The organism is Thermomonospora catenispora (genome assembly GCF_006363815.1).
Taxonomy (GTDB): domain Bacteria; phylum Actinomycetota; class Actinomycetes; order Streptosporangiales; family Streptosporangiaceae; genus Thermomonospora; species Thermomonospora catenispora.
In genome coordinates this window covers 23,835-37,546 of sequence record NZ_RRYT01000007.1, presented here as the reverse complement: position 1 = coordinate 37,546, position 13,712 = coordinate 23,835, and the positions used below count along the sequence as shown (strand labels likewise).

The window sequence follows — 13,712 nt, the reverse complement described above, 5'->3', positions numbered from 1 at the left end:
TGTCGGTGACGATGCGCGGCCCGGTGATCGACGAGGCCGAGGCGGTGCTGGACCGGCTGGTCACCGACGGGGTCCCGGCCTCGCTGATGGCCAAGAACGCCCAGCTGTGGGGACCGGCGGCGGTCGAGGAGGCGAGCAGGCGGCTGGGCTGGCTGGACCTGCCGCAGACCTCGCGGTCGCTGCTGCCGGAGCTGGCCGCGCTCGCCGAACGCGTCCGCGGCGACGGCCTGGACCGGGTGGTGCTGGCCGGGATGGGCGGCTCGTCGCTGGCCCCGGAGGTGATCGCCCGCACCGCCGGGGCGGAGCTGACGGTGCTGGACACCACCGATCCCCAGCAGGTCGCGTCGGTGGCGGCGGACCGGCTGGACCGCACCGTGGTGGTGGTCTCCAGCAAGAGCGGCGGCACCATCGAGACCGACAGCCACCGGCGGGTGCTGGAGCAGGCGTTCCGCGACGCCGGGATCACCGGCGCGGAGCTGGCCAGCCGGTTCGTGGTGGTCACCGACCCCGGCTCCCCGCTGGAGAAGATCGCCCGCGAGGCCGGCTACACGGTGGTGCTGGCCGATCCGAACGTGGGCGGTCGCTACAGCGCGCTGTCGGCGTTCGGGCTGGTGCCCAGCGCGCTGGCGGGCGTGGAGGTGGCCGCCCTGCTGGACGAGGCGGCGGCACTGGTCCCGGCGCTGCACCAGCCGTACGACAACCCCGGCCTGACGCTGGGGGCGGCGCTGGGCGCCTCGGCGCTCGGCGGGCGCGACAAGCTGGCGATCGCCGATCAGGGGTCGGGGATCGGCGGGTTCGGCGACTGGGCCGAGCAGCTGATCGCCGAGTCCACCGGCAAGGAGGGCAAGGGGATCCTGCCGGTGGTGGTCGAGGGCCCCGACGCCCCCGGGTTCGCCGAGACCGAGGACACGCGGCGAGTGCTGCTGGGGGCCCGGCCGGAGGATTCCGGGCTGGGCGTGTCCGGGCCGCTGGGCGCGCAGTTCCTGGCGTGGGAGTACGCCACCGCGGTCGCCGGGCGGGTGCTGGGCATCAACCCGTTCGACCAGCCGAACGTGCAGGAGTCCAAGGACAACACCGCGGCGCTGCTGCGCGGGGCGGCCGAGGGCGAGGCCCCGACGGTGGTGGCGGGCGCGCCCGCGCTGGTGGTCGACGCGGTGGAGGTGCACGCCCCCGCCGAGCTGCTCAAGGGCGCCGCCGATCTGACGGGGGCGCTGGAGGCGCTGGTGACGGCGATCCCCGAGCGCGGTTATCTGGCGGTGATGGCCTATCTGGACCGGTCCGCCGACGCGGGCGCCGAGCGGTTGCGGCCGCTGCTGGCGCGGGCCGCCGAGCGGCTGCGCAAGACGCCGGCGGCGGTCACGTTCGGGTGGGGCCCCCGGTTCCTGCACTCGACCGGCCAGTACCACAAGGGCGGTCCGCAGAACGGGGTGTTCCTGCAGATCACCGGGGAGTCCGCGCAGGACGTGCCGGTGCCGGGCAAGCCGTACACGCTGCGGACGCTGCAGCTGGCGCAGGCCTTCGGGGACCTGCGGGCGCTGCGCTCGCGGGGCCGTCCGGCGGTCCGGATCCATCTGCGCGATCGCGCGGCCGGGCTGGAGCAGCTGCTGTCCGCGTTGAACTGACCAGCGTCATTCGCCCGGATTTCGCCCGGATCTTGTGTCGATGAGTCAGATCGACACGAGATCCGGGCGTTTTCCGCTGCGCGGCGGGGCCCGGTCCTGAAACGATGGACCGGGAGGGAGGATCGTGGCGGCCTTCGATGTGATCACCGGCGGCGGTGTGCTCGACGCGGTGCTGCGGGCACGGGAACGGCTGGCGGGCTCCGGGCTGACACAGGCGCTGGCGGACCGGGATCCGCGGCCGTGGGGCCGCCGCGGCGCCGACCGCGCCCGGCTCGGCTGGCTGAACCTGCCGAAGACCTCCCGAACGCTGGTGGACCGGCTCGCCGTCGTGGCCGCCGAGGCCCGCCGGGGCGGCCTGGACCATGTGGCGCTGCTCGCGGTGGGCCCGGAGGGGCTGGCCGCGCGCGCCGTCGCCGAGGCCGGCGGGACCGCCGCGGACGCGCTGACGGTGCTGGACGGCGGGGACCCCACGGCCCTGGAGCGCACGCTGCGGCGGCTGGACCGCACGATGGTGGTGCTGTCCAGCAAGGCCGGGGTGTCCCTCGAGGGCGACGCCCATCGGCGCATCCTGATGGCGGCGTTCCGGGAGCTGGGGATGGGCGACGCCGAGATCGCCGCGCGGTTCCTGGTGATCACCGACCACGGCAGCCCCCTGCACGGGTTCGCCAACGGGTGCGGCCACCGGGTCGGGCTGACCGATCCGGGGCTGCCCGGCCATTTCGGGGCACTGTCGGCGTACGGGCTGGCGCCGGCGCTGCTGGCCGGCGCGGACGTGCCCGCGCTGCTGGACCAGGCCGCGGCGGCGCTGCCCGCGCTTGGCCCGGGCGAGGACAATCCGGGGCTGCTGCTCGGCGCGGTGCTGGGCGGCTGTGCCCGCCCGGGACCTGAGGCCCCGGCCCGCGACAAGGTGGTGCTGCACGGCCCCGACGGTCTGGTCGGCTGGCTGACCCAGCTGGTGGCGACCGGCACCGGCCGGCGGGGCCGCGGGATCCTGCCGGTGGGGGCCGCCGGCCGCCCGGCCCCCGACGGCGCGCCCGACGCGCACACGGTCGCGCTGGACGCCGCGGCGGGCGGCGCCGCCGACACCGCGGTGTGGGGGCCGCCGGGCGCGCAGTTCCTGGTGTGGGAGTACGCCACCGCGGTGGCCGCGTGGCTGCTGCAGGTCGACCCGTTCGAGGAGGGGACGGCCCGGGCGCGACGGGTCGAGGAGGACGCGGCGGCCCTGCTGCGGGCCGGGGGGAGGCCGGCCGGCGACCCGGACTTCGTGGACGGCGACATCGAGGTCCGCGGCGACGCGACGGCGGGCGGCTGGTTCGGGCGTCCGACCGTGCGGAGCGCGCTGGAGGCCCTGCTGGCCGACGTCCCGCCCGCCGGCTATCTGACCGTGGTGGGCCACCTGACCGGCGCGGAGCCGGTGCGGCGGGTGGCGGCGGCGCTGGCGCGGCGCAGCGGCCGTCCGGTCGGCTGCGGGACGGGGCCGGGACATCTGCACTGCACCGGCTCGTTCCACCTGGACGGGCCGCGCACCGGGGCGTTCGTCGTCCTCACCGGGGAGGAGGCCGGCGACCGGCCGGTCCCGGGACGTCCTTACACGCTGGGCGGCCTGCGGGCGGCGCGGGCGCTGGCGGACGTGCGGGCGCTGCGCCGCCACGGGCTGCCGGTGCTGTGGCTGCACCTGCGCGATCCGGTGACGGGCGCGGCGCGGCTGGTCGAGACGATCGGCGGCGGTGATCCTCCCGCTTGGCACCGAACGACCGGGGAAAGAGGGACGTATATCTGATGTTGACCGCATATGTCCGGTTCGACAGACCGGACGTGCGGGCCGCACGCGGCGCGCCGGCCGGGCGCCGAGAACGCCGCGACGGCCCGATACCACTGATAGGAACGGTCCAGGAAGCCGGCAGGGGGACCCAGAGGTGACCTTCAGATCCAATCCGTTGCGGGATCCACGCGACAAGCGGCTGCCCCGGGTGGCGGAGCCCAGCGTGCTGGTGCTGTTCGGAGTGACCGGCGACCTGTCCCGGAAGAAGCTGCTCCCGGCCATCTACGACCTGGCCAACCGGGGACTGCTGCCACCGGGCTTCTCCCTGATCGGGTTCGCCCGCCGCGAGTGGGCGCACCAGGACTTCCGCCAGGTGGCCTACGAGGCGATCAAGGAGCACGCCCGCACCCCGTTCCGCGAGGACGTCTGGACGCACCTGTCCCAGGGGATGCACTTCGTGCCGGGCGAGTTCAGCGACCCGGGGGCGTTCGACGCGCTGGCCATGGCGGTCAAGGAGCTGGACGCCACCCGCGGCACCGGCGGCAACTACGCGTTCTACCTGTCGATCCCGCCGAAGTTCTTCCCGCAGGTGGTCGAACAGCTGCAACGGGCGGGGCTGGCCGAGGCCGCACCGGGCTCGTGGCGGCGGGTGGTGATCGAGAAGCCGTTCGGGCACGACCTGGCCAGCGCCCAGGAGCTGAACCGCACCGTGCACCGGGTGTTCCCGGAGGAGTCGATCTTCCGGATCGACCACTACCTGGGCAAGGAGACGGTGCAGAACATCTTGGCGATGCGGTTCGCCAACACGCTGTATGAGCCGATCTGGAACCGCTCCTACATCGACCACGTGCAGATCACCATGGCCGAGGACATCGGCATCGGGGGGCGGGCCGGCTACTACGACGGCATCGGCGCGGCCCGGGACGTGATCCAGAACCACCTGCTGCAGCTGCTGGCGCTGACCGCGATGGAGGAGCCGACCTCCTTCAGCGCCGAGGCGATCCGCGCCGAGAAGGCCAAGGTGCTCTCCTCGGTGCGGGTGCCGTCCGACCTGTCGCGGGCCACCGCGCGCGGCCAGTACGCGGCCGGCTGGCAGGGCGGCGAGCAGGTGCGCGGCTACCTGGAGGAGGACGGGATCCCGCCCGACTCGCGCACCGAGACCTACGCGGCGATCAAACTGGAGATCGAGTCCCGGCGGTGGGCCGGGGTGCCGTTCTACCTGCGCACCGGCAAGCGGCTGAGCCGCCGGGTGACCGAGGTGGCGCTGATCTTCCAGCGCGCTCCGCACCTGCCGTTCTCCGAGACCGACACCGAGGAGCTGGGCCAGAACGCGCTGGTGATGCGGGTGCAGCCGGACGAGGGCATCACGGTGCGGTTCGGCTCCAAGGTGCCCGGCACGGCCATGGAGATCCGCGACGTGAACATGGACTTCGCCTACGGGGAGTCGTTCACCGAGCACTCCCCCGAGGCGTACGAGCGGCTGCTGCTGGACGTGCTGATCGGCGATCCGCCGCTGTTCCCGCGGCAGGAGGAGGTGGAGCTGTCGTGGCGGATCCTGGATCCGATCACCGAGTACTGGGCCGAGCACGGCAAGCCCGAGCAGTACAAGGCCGGCGGCTACGGGCCCGAGTCGGCCGACCTGCTGATGGCCCGCGACGGGCGCGCCTGGCGGCGGCTGTGACGAGCGGGGGGACGGAGCGTTGAACATCGACCTCACCGACACCACGACCCGGCGGATCCAAAGCTCGCTGCGGCAGGCCCGGCACCTGATGGGCGGCCCGGCGGTGGGCATGGTGCTCACGCTGGTGATCGTCACCGACGAGTCGGCGCAGTACGACGCGGTGCGGGCGGCCAACGAGGCCGCCCGGGAGAACCCCTGCCGGGTGCTGACGGTGATCTCGCGGGAGTCGCGGGGCCGTTCCTCGCGGCTGGACGCCGAGATCCGGATGGGCGAGACCGGGCCGGGCGAGACCGTGCTGCTGCGGATGTACGGGCCGCTGGCCGAGCACGCCGACTCGGTGGTGGTGCCGCTGCTGGTGCCCGACACGCCGGTGGTGACCTGGTGGCCGGGCGGCCGGCCGCCGTCGCGGCCCGGCTCGGACCCGCTGGGGGCGCTGGCGCAGCGGCGGATCACCGACGCCTACGCCGCTCAGGACCGGCTGGGCACGCTGGCCCGGCTGGCCGAGGGCTACCAGCCGGGCGACACCGACTTCACCTGGACCCGGCTGACGCCGTGGCGGACGCTGCTGGCCTCGGCGCTGGACCTGGAGCACGCCGAGATCACCGGCGGCCTGGTGCAGGGCGAGCCGGACAGCCCGAGCGCCGAGCTGCTGGCCGCCTGGTTGTCGATCCGGCTGGGCGTCCCGATCCGGCGGGAGATCTCCGAGGGGCCGGGGCTGACCGCGGTGCGGCTGCACACCCTGGACGGCGACATCGCGATCACCCGGCCGGACGGCCGGGTGGCGACGCTGTCGCGGCCGGGACAGCCGGACCGGCAGGTGTCGCTGCAGCGGCGGCCGATGTCGGAGCTGCTGGCCGAGGAGCTGCGCCGGCTGGACCCCGACGAGGTGTACCACGAGGCGGCGACCCGCTACCTGAAGGACCTGGGCATGGGGGGCGCCTCATGACCACCCCCACGGTGCTGGTGCACCGCGACCAGACCCTGCTGGCCAGGGCCGCGGCGGCGCGGCTGGTGACCCGGCTCGTGGACGTGCAGGCCGCCCGGGGCACCGCGTCGATCGTGCTGACCGGCGGCGGGGTGGGCACCGCGGTGCTGGCCGAGCTGAACGCCACCGGCGCCCGCGACGCCATCGACTGGGGCCGGCTGGACATCTGGTGGGGCGACGAGCGCTTCCTGCCCTCCGGCCATCCCGAGCGCAACGAGACCGGGGCGCGCGCCGCGCTGTTGGACCACGTCCCGGTCGATCCGGAGCGGGTGCGGGCGATGCCGCCCAGCGACGGCCCGGACGGCCCCGACCCCGAGGCGGCGGCCGCGCGGTACGCCTCCTGGCTGCGGGCCGCCGCCCGGCCGGAGGACCACGGCCCGGTGCCGTCGTTCGACGTGCTGCTGTTGGGCGTGGGGCCGGACGCGCACGTGGCGTCGCTGTTCCCGGAGATGCCGGCGCTGTACGACGAGCGGCCGGTGGTGGCGGTGCGGGGCGCGCCCAAGCCGCCGCCGACCCGGATCACCCTGACGCTGCCGGCGATCCGGGCGGCCCGAGAGGTGTGGGTGCTGGCGGCCGGGGAGGCCAAGGCGGACGCGGTGCGGCTGGGCCTGTCGGGGGCGGGGCCGGTGCAGGTCCCGGTGGCCGGGGCGCGCGGCCGGCAGCGGACGCTGTTCCTGCTGGACCGGGCGGCGGCGGCCAAGCTGCCGCCCGGGTTGGAGCGGATCGCCTCGCCCTGAGGCGGCGGGGCGGGGGCGGCGCTCAGCCGGGGTCGCGGCGGAGCACGATCATCGCCACGTCGTCCTCACGGCGCCCGAACGCGGCCAGCACCCGGTCGCTGAACGCCTCCAGGTCGGGGTCGGCGTTCTCGGCCAGGCCGCGGAGCCGTTCCAGGTTGTCGGTGATCGGCACGTGACGATCCTCCACCAGGCCGTCGGTGTAGAGCAGGATCAGCCCGCCGGGCGGAACCTGCACCTTCTCCACGCCGATGTCCTCGGCGGGGAAGCCCAGGAGCAGACCGCCGCCCGCCCCGAACCGGGCCCGCCCGCCGACGGCGAACAACGGGGGCATGTGCCCGGCGCTGGCGACCTGGACGGCGCCCTCGTCGGGGTCGAGGGTGAGCAGGCAGATGGTGGCGGTCTGGTCCTCGTGGTAGCGGCGCAGCATCCGGTTGAGCCCGTCCAGGACCCGTACCGCGTCATGCCCCTCCACCGCGAACGCCCGCAGCGCGTGCCGCAGTTCGGCCATCACGGTGGCGGCGTGCAGCGAGTGGCCCTGCACGTCCCCGATCGCCACCAGCACCCGGTCGCCGATCGGCAGCACCTCGTAGAAGTCGCCGCCGACCTCGGCCTCCCGGCTGGCCGGCGCATAGCGGAGGGCGAACGCCCACCCCGGCACATGGGGCAGCGCGGCGGGCAGCAGGCTGCGCTGGAGGGTCTCGGAGATGGAGCGCTCCTCGGTGTAGCTGCGCAGCGCCTCCACCGCGATCGCCACGGTCTGGCCGAGCTGGCGCAGCATGTTGAAGCCGTCCTCGTCGCCCGCCCCTTCCGCCTCGACCGCCAGGCACACCGGCGGACGTCCGACCTTGGTGCGCGACATCACCATGGACACGTCGCCGATGAGGAGGGCGTCCGGCAGCACCTCCCGCCAGCGCTCGCCGGAGACGGTGGCCACCGCCGTCCCGGTGCCCTGGCCGAGGGCGACGAACCGGCCAAGCCGCTCCAGCATGTCGGGGCGGGCGCTGCGGGGCCGGAGCTCCATGGCGGGCGGCAGGCAGGCGATCCGCCGCAGCCGCCCGCCCACCGGCAGGATCATCGCCACCGACCGGACCCCGAAGACCTCGGCGGCCCCGCGCGCCGCCGCGGCGGCGAGCCGGTCGAAGGTGTCGGCGGCGTTGATGGCCAGCGAGGCGCGGGTGAGCGCGGCGAGCCGCTCGGCGAGCCGCTCGGCGATGCGGCGGGCCCGGTAGTAGCGCAGCACCGCCTGGACGGTGGCCAGGAACTCGTCTGGATCGATGGGATCGGTCAGGTAGGCGTCGGCGCCGCTGCGCAGCCCGCGGGCGCGGTCGGCGACCTCGACCGCCGCCCCGGAGATGTGGATGACCGGCAGCGAGGCGGTGTCGGGATCGGACTTGATCTGCTCGCAGACCTCGATCCCGCTGGCGTCGGGCAACCGCACGTCCAGCACCACCAGATCGGGCCGGCGCTCGGCCAGCCGCTCCCAGGCCTCGGCGGCCGAGGCGGCCTCGATGACGGTGTGCCCGGCGCGGCGCAGCCAGCTGCCGATGATGTAGCGCTTGGTCGCGGCATCGTCCACCACCAAGGTGGTCAGCGACGCGGCGTCCATCACCGCCGCCCCCGGCCGGACCCGTCGTCGTCCCGCGACGGCGGACGCAGCGGGATCCGCACCGTCACGGTGGTGCCGGAGCCCACGGCGCTGTCCAGCTCCAGCCCGCCGCCCATCGCCTCGGCCAGCCGCCGGGCGTACGGCAGGCCCAGCCCGGTGCCGCCGCCCCGGGTGCCGAGCACCTGGTAGAACTCCTCGAACACGCGTTCACGCTCGGCCTCGGGAATGCCGGCCCCCGTGTCGGACACCGTGAAGACCATGTGGTCGCCCTCGGCGCGGGCGCTCAGCCGCACCGCTCCCGCACGGGTGAAGTTCACCCCGTTGGCCAGCAGGTTGCGCAGCACGCGGGTGAGCAGAGTCTCGTCGGCGAGCGGCTGAACGTCGGCGGTCTCGGCGTCCACCTCCAGCCGCAGGCCGGCCTCCTCGGCCATCGGCTCCATCAGCGAGCGCAGCCGCTCCAGCATCAGCGGCACGTCCACCGGGGCGTTGCGCAGGACCAGCCGGCCCTCCTCGGCCTTGGCCATCTCCAGCAGTTCGTCCACCAGCGCCAAGATGGTCTGCCCGGAGTGCGCGATCAGCTCCACCTGGTGCCGCTGCTCGTCGCTGAGCGGGTCGCCGCGGCTGTCCAGCAGCAGCCGGGCCAGGCCGATCATGGAGTTGATCGGGGTGCGCAGCTCGTGGCTGATGTTGGCCCAGAACCGGTTCTTGACCTCCCCCGTCCTCCGCAGCTGGGCGGATTTGTCCTCCAGCTCGGCGTGCAGGGCCTGCAGCTCCTCGTGCTGGCGCTGAACGTTCTCCAGCGCCTCGATCAGCTCCCGGTTCTGCCGCTCCAGCTCGGTCGGCGCCGAGGTGGGCACCAGGCGGGCCAGCCGCTCGCGCACCCGGCGCACCCGATCGTCGGAGGGCGGCGGAGCGCTCGGCGGCAGGTCCTTGGACACCCGGACCACCGTGCGGCCCTCCTCCTCGTCGCTCTCGATCCGGTCGACCAGGCGGGCGGCGACCGTCATCGCCTCCCGAGGCAGCGGCCGCCCGGTCCGGCGGACGACGCCCATCTCCACCACCAGCGCCGGACGGCCGACCCGCCGGATCCGGAACACCGCCTCCACCGGCCCGTGCGCGGCGTACAGCTCCCGACCGATCTCGCTGATCGCGGCCGCCATCCGGGTCAGCTCGGAGCCGGCCAGCCCGACCGCGTCGCCGGCCTCCCGCCCGGCCTGACGGAACGCGAACAGGGCGGCCTGGTCGCGGATGCGCAGGCGCAGCAGTTCGCGGATCACCGGCTCACCTCGCCTCCGGCGGCCCCACCACCAGGACCGCCTGATCGTCGTGGTGCACCCCGGCGTCCCGCAGCAGCGTGGCGGCGATCACCAGCGGCGGGCAGCCGAACAGGCGGGGGTAGTCGCCCGGCCCCCACCGGCCGGTGAGCCCGTCGGAGTGCATCACCACCACCCCGTCGGGAGGAAGCTCATAGACGTGCTCGCGCAGGCCCTGGGCCCGATGGCCGGCGATGCCGGGAGTGGAGACCATGCCGTGCCGGCGCTCGCCCGTCACGACCCACCCGGCCACGTTGCCCAGCCCGGCGAACGTGACCAGGCCCGCCGCGGCGTCCACGGCGGCGACGGCGACCGCTCCGCCCCGAGTGTGGGCGATTCCGCGGTGGATGCGTTCCACCAGCTCGGCGGGGCGGCCCGGGAGCGGCCCCGCGCGCAGGACGCGGATCGCCTCGGCGGCGGCGCGGGCGGCCAGCGCGCCATGGCCCAGGCCGTCGCACAGCATCGCGTACACCACGTCCCCGGCTTGGCATGCGGCGTAGGCGTCGCCGCACTCCTCTTCCTCGGCGATGGGGCGGAACAGCCCGCCGCAGCGGGGCACGGAGGTCGGCGAGCCGGAGGCCTGGAAGCGGGCGGTGAGCACGGTGCCGCGTCCCGGCAGGGAGTACAGCCCGGTGTGATCGGCCATCCGGACGATCGAGCCGAGCCCGACGCCGAGGGTGCCGGCCGAGGACCGCCCGTCGACCATCATGCCGGGCACATCGGCGATGCCCGGCCCGCAGTCCACGCACACCATCTCCAACGCGGCGACCGGCCCGTCGCGGCTCACCCGCAGCAGCATCTCCCCCTGCCGGGCGTGCTTGTGCAGGTTGGCCGCGCCCTCGGTGACGGCGAGCTGGACCTGGGCGGTCCGGTCGGCGTCGAACCCGAGCCGCGGCGCCCAGCCGTCGATCACGCGGCGCAGCCGGGCGGCGACGCTGCCGTCCTCCACCCGGGTCCACAGGTACTCGTCCCGGGCCGGGAGGTCGCTCCACTCGACGATCATCGGGTCCATTTGGTCACCGTCACTCGAGTGCCTTCACCGACGACTGTCTGCAGGTCGAACTCGTCCACCAGCCGCCGCGCGCCCGGCAGGCCGAGTCCCAGGCCCTGTCCGGTGGACCAGCCGTCGGTCAGGGCCAGCCTCACGTCGGGGATGCCCGGGCCGGCGTCCTCGAACACCATCCGCACCCCGGACACGCCGGACGGACTGATCAGCCGTTCGATCCGGACCGTTCCGCCGCCGCCGTGCCCGATGACGTTGCGGGCCAGCTCGCTGGCCGCGGTGACCAGCTTGGTCCGGTCCACCAGGGACATCCGGGCGGCGCAGGCGACGGTGCGGACCGCTCTGCGGATCCGCACGATGTCGTCGCCGGTCGCGATCCGGATCTCGTGCCGGATCTCGTGCGCATCGGTCATCTGCGGTCCTGGGCCTCCGAAGGGCCGCCGTCGAGGGGGCCCGCCCCCAGCAGCCGCAGCCCCGTCTCCAGGTCCAGCGCGGTCTGCACCCCGCCCAGCGACAGCCCCAGCTCGACCAAGGTGATCGCCACCGCGGGGCGCATGCCGACCACCACGGTGCGGGCGTCCAGCAGCTGGGACATCGCGGCGATCCCGGCGAGCATCTGGCCGATGAAGGAGTCGACGATCTCCACCGCGGTGATGTCGATGACCACCCCGCGCGCCCCGGTCCGCACGATCCGCTCGGCCAGGTCCTCCCGCAGCGCCATCACGGTGCGGTCCTCCAGATCCGTCTGGATGGACACCAGCAGCACGTCCCCGGCCTTGAGGATGGGCACCCGGTCCATCAGCCGGCCTCCTCGCGCACGATCCGCACCCCGCTGCGCGCCAGCAGGTACTCCAGCGCGTCGGCGAGGCTGGCCTTGCTGACGATGTCGCCGAACTCGATGCCCAGCGCCACCATGGTCTGGGCGATCTGCGGCCGGATCCCGGAGATCACGCACTCGGCGCCCATCAGCCGGGCGGCCTTGATGGTCTTCATCAGGTGCTGGGCGACCTCGGTGTCCACCGCGGCGACCCCGGTGATGTCGATCACGGCGTACAGCGAGCCGGTGTCCACCAGCGTCTGCAGCAGGGTCTCCATCACCACCTGGGTGCGGGCCGAGTCGAGGGTGCCGACCAGCGGGACCGCCACGATCCCCTCCCACAGCTTCACCACCGGGGTGGACAGCTCCAGCAGCTGCTCGGCCTGGTCGGAGATGACCTGCTCGCGGGTGGCCGCATAGGTTTCGAACGTCAGCAGGCCCAGCTCGTCGACGGTGTGCGAGAAGGCCATCAGCTCCTCGGTCAGCCGCGGCCGGTTCGAACCGCTCTCGGTGACCAGCTCGTACACCACCTGTTTGAGGGCGAACACCCCGAAAGCGGTCTCGGTGGGAGTGAACGCCTGCCGGGCGCGGCGCCGCGACATCTCCGACAATGCCGCGGTCAGCTCATCGTGGGCGGCCTCGGCGTCCGGGCCGTCCAGCGCGCGCAGCATGAGCGAGAGCAGATCGTCCAGCTCGCCGCGCAGCTCGCCCCGGCTCAACCGACCGCGCAGCTCGGCCCCCGCCAGCTCCGTCCAGCGGTCGAGCGCCGTCTCTCGTCGTGAGCGCAGCAGTTCCACGATGTGCGTCTGCTCGCCGGGCTGCGTCGTCATCCCCACCGCTCCCCGCGTTCGTCGTGCCCGTCCACGCGCCGGAGGCCGCCGCCGCGGCCGCCCGACCCGGGCCATGGGGTGAGGGCGCCCCCCAAGCCCGCTGGCCAGGACATACCCAGGTCAAGGAAACGAACCGGGCGGGGCCGGGCGTCGAAACGGGCTCCTCACGGGTGTGCAACGGCCCCGTAACAGCCGCGCGGCACAGTGAGGGGGTCGCACGGGAGGGGGGACGTTCCGATGCCCTTGCTGCGCATCCGCACCCGGATCGAGGACAGGCCCGGCCGTCTGGCCGAGCTGACCGCGGCGCTGGCCGCGCACGGCGCCAACATCCTCGACCTGTCGGTCCAGGTGGACGCCGACGGCGTGGTCGACGAGTTCGTGGTGGACGTGCGTCGAGGCGGGGCGTGGCCGCGAGAGCTGACCGCCGCGATCGAGGCGGCCGGCGGACGCGACACCGTGGTGGTGCCGGCCCGCCCGCGCGAGCTGATCGACGAGACGACCCGGGCGCTGCGGCTGGCCGACCGGCTGCGGGCCGAACCGCGTTCGCTGCCGACGGTGCTGGCCGCTCTGCTGCGCGCCGACTCGGCGGAGTGGGTGACCGGGGCCGCCGCGCTGGACGAGCCGCAGACGGTGCGTCCGTCGCAGACCGCGCAGCCGTCGTTCGAGCTGATGGTGCCGGTCGGGCCGTTGCGGGCGGTGCGGCTGCGCCGGACGGGGCTGCCGTTCACCGTGACCGAGGCGGCGCGGGCGGACGCGATGGTGCGGGCCCTGCTGCCGTCCGACGGGCGGTGGCCCACCTCGCGACGGGTGCTGCTGCGCGACGGCACCGAGGTGGTGGTCCGGCCGCTGGAACGACGGGACCACGCCGAGGTGCAGGCCATGCACGAGCGGTGCTCGGCGGCCGCCCGCCGGGCCCGGTACTTCTCCCCCAAGCCGACGCTGCCGCGGCGGGCGCTGGACCTGTTCTGCGAGCCGGCGTACGGGCTCACGCTGGTGGCGGAGGGCCCGGACGGCTCCGTCCTGGCGCTGGCGCACCTGATGCACACGCTGGAGCCGGGGGTGGCGGAGCTGGCGCTCCTGGTCGAGGACGCCTGGCAGGGCCGCGGGCTGGGCCGCGAGCTGACCGATCTGATGCTGATGCTGGGCCGTGATCGAGGGCTGGTGGAGCTGCGCGCCACCGTGCTGGCCGACAACGTCCGGATGCGGCGGCTGCTGACCACGGCCGGCGCCCGGGTCCGGTCCGGCGCGGACCCGGCGGTGGTGGAGCTGCGGATCCGGCTGGACGGGCGCGCCGCGGCCCGCCCGGCGGCGAACGGGCCGTTGCGGACGAGGCGGTAGCCGGCCGATCGGTGGCAG

12 protein-coding genes are annotated in these 13,712 nt (G+C 74.6%); 6 read left to right on the top strand and 6 right to left on the bottom strand.

What is annotated here, in order from left to right:
- Window positions 1-11: 11 nt before the first annotated feature.
- The 5 genes from EIO00_RS07805 to pgl all read left to right on the top strand — a co-directional run bounded on the left by EIO00_RS07805 (window position 12) and on the right by pgl (window position 6,787).
- A complete protein-coding gene (locus EIO00_RS07805) occupies window positions 12-1,622 on the top strand; it encodes a glucose-6-phosphate isomerase (protein ID WP_140176907.1) in 1,611 nt (536 codons plus the stop codon).
- A 124-nt stretch (window positions 1,623-1,746) separates the two neighbouring features.
- Complete coding sequence (locus EIO00_RS07800; protein WP_140176659.1) at window positions 1,747-3,402, top strand: phosphoheptose isomerase; 1,656 nt, start codon at window positions 1,747-1,749, stop codon at window positions 3,400-3,402.
- Between the two features lie 136 nt (window positions 3,403-3,538).
- Complete coding sequence (gene zwf, locus EIO00_RS07795; protein ID WP_140176658.1) at window positions 3,539-5,065, top strand: glucose-6-phosphate dehydrogenase; 1,527 nt, start codon at window positions 3,539-3,541, stop codon at window positions 5,063-5,065.
- A 19-nt stretch (window positions 5,066-5,084) separates the two neighbouring features.
- Window positions 5,085-6,011 (top strand): glucose-6-phosphate dehydrogenase assembly protein OpcA, encoded by a 927-nt coding sequence (opcA, locus tag EIO00_RS07790; protein ID WP_140176656.1) that lies wholly within the window; start codon window positions 5,085-5,087, stop codon window positions 6,009-6,011.
- Complete coding sequence (pgl, locus tag EIO00_RS07785) at window positions 6,008-6,787, top strand: 6-phosphogluconolactonase (protein ID WP_140176654.1); 780 nt, start codon at window positions 6,008-6,010, stop codon at window positions 6,785-6,787. Before opcA ends, pgl begins: the two co-directional genes overlap by 4 nt.
- Window positions 6,788-6,809: 22 nt before the next feature.
- Here the strand turns inward: pgl and EIO00_RS07780 are convergent, their stop codons facing one another.
- From EIO00_RS07780 to EIO00_RS07755, 6 genes are read right to left on the bottom strand one after another with little or no spacing between them, the layout of a single operon-like run.
- Complete coding sequence (locus tag EIO00_RS07780; RefSeq protein ID WP_140176652.1) at window positions 6,810-8,393, bottom strand: fused response regulator/phosphatase; 1,584 nt, start codon at window positions 8,391-8,393, stop codon at window positions 6,810-6,812.
- Window positions 8,393-9,670, bottom strand: a complete 1,278-nt coding sequence (locus tag EIO00_RS07775) for a sensor histidine kinase (RefSeq protein WP_140176650.1) — start codon at window positions 9,668-9,670, stop codon at window positions 8,393-8,395. The genes EIO00_RS07780 and EIO00_RS07775 overlap by 1 nt, the downstream gene beginning before the upstream one ends.
- Before the next feature lie 4 nt (window positions 9,671-9,674).
- Window positions 9,675-10,718 (bottom strand): anti-sigma regulatory factor, encoded by a 1,044-nt coding sequence (locus EIO00_RS07770; RefSeq protein WP_241661206.1) that lies wholly within the window; start codon window positions 10,716-10,718, stop codon window positions 9,675-9,677.
- Window positions 10,706-11,122 carry an ATP-binding protein gene (locus tag EIO00_RS07765; RefSeq protein WP_140176648.1) on the bottom strand — a complete coding sequence of 139 codons (417 nt, stop codon included), beginning with the start codon at window positions 11,120-11,122 and terminating at the stop codon, window positions 10,706-10,708. Before EIO00_RS07765 ends, EIO00_RS07770 begins: the two co-directional genes overlap by 13 nt.
- Window positions 11,119-11,508 carry an STAS domain-containing protein gene (locus tag EIO00_RS07760; RefSeq protein ID WP_175596155.1) on the bottom strand — a complete coding sequence of 130 codons (390 nt, stop codon included), beginning with the start codon at window positions 11,506-11,508 and terminating at the stop codon, window positions 11,119-11,121. The genes EIO00_RS07765 and EIO00_RS07760 overlap by 4 nt, the downstream gene beginning before the upstream one ends.
- Complete coding sequence (locus tag EIO00_RS07755) at window positions 11,508-12,356, bottom strand: STAS domain-containing protein (RefSeq protein ID WP_140176646.1); 849 nt, start codon at window positions 12,354-12,356, stop codon at window positions 11,508-11,510. The genes EIO00_RS07760 and EIO00_RS07755 overlap by 1 nt, the downstream gene beginning before the upstream one ends.
- 237 nt (window positions 12,357-12,593) lie before the next feature.
- On the opposite strand from EIO00_RS07755, the gene EIO00_RS07750 reads away from it, so the two are divergent.
- The gene (locus EIO00_RS07750) at window positions 12,594-13,694 is read left to right on the top strand and encodes a GNAT family N-acetyltransferase (protein WP_140176644.1); all 1,101 of its coding nucleotides are present in this window, start codon (window positions 12,594-12,596) and stop codon (window positions 13,692-13,694) included.
- The last annotated feature ends 18 nt before the right edge of the window (window positions 13,695-13,712 follow it).

Coding starts and splice junctions, on each gene's coding strand:
- EIO00_RS07755 (WP_140176646.1), bottom strand. CDS start 12,356: ATGACGACGCAGCCCGGCGAGCAGACGCACATCGTGGAACTGCTGCGC.
- EIO00_RS07805 (WP_140176907.1), top strand. CDS start 12: ATGCGCGGCCCGGTGATCGACGAGGCCGAGGCGGTGCTGGACCGGCTG.
- EIO00_RS07765 (WP_140176648.1), bottom strand. CDS start 11,122: ATGACCGATGCGCACGAGATCCGGCACGAGATCCGGATCGCGACCGGC.
- EIO00_RS07760 (WP_175596155.1), bottom strand. CDS start 11,508: ATGGACCGGGTGCCCATCCTCAAGGCCGGGGACGTGCTGCTGGTGTCC.
- EIO00_RS07750 (WP_140176644.1), top strand. CDS start 12,594: ATGCCCTTGCTGCGCATCCGCACCCGGATCGAGGACAGGCCCGGCCGT.
- EIO00_RS07780 (WP_140176652.1), bottom strand. CDS start 8,393: ATGGACGCCGCGTCGCTGACCACCTTGGTGGTGGACGATGCCGCGACC.
- pgl (WP_140176654.1), top strand. CDS start 6,008: ATGACCACCCCCACGGTGCTGGTGCACCGCGACCAGACCCTGCTGGCC.
- EIO00_RS07770 (WP_241661206.1), bottom strand. CDS start 10,718: ATGGACCCGATGATCGTCGAGTGGAGCGACCTCCCGGCCCGGGACGAG.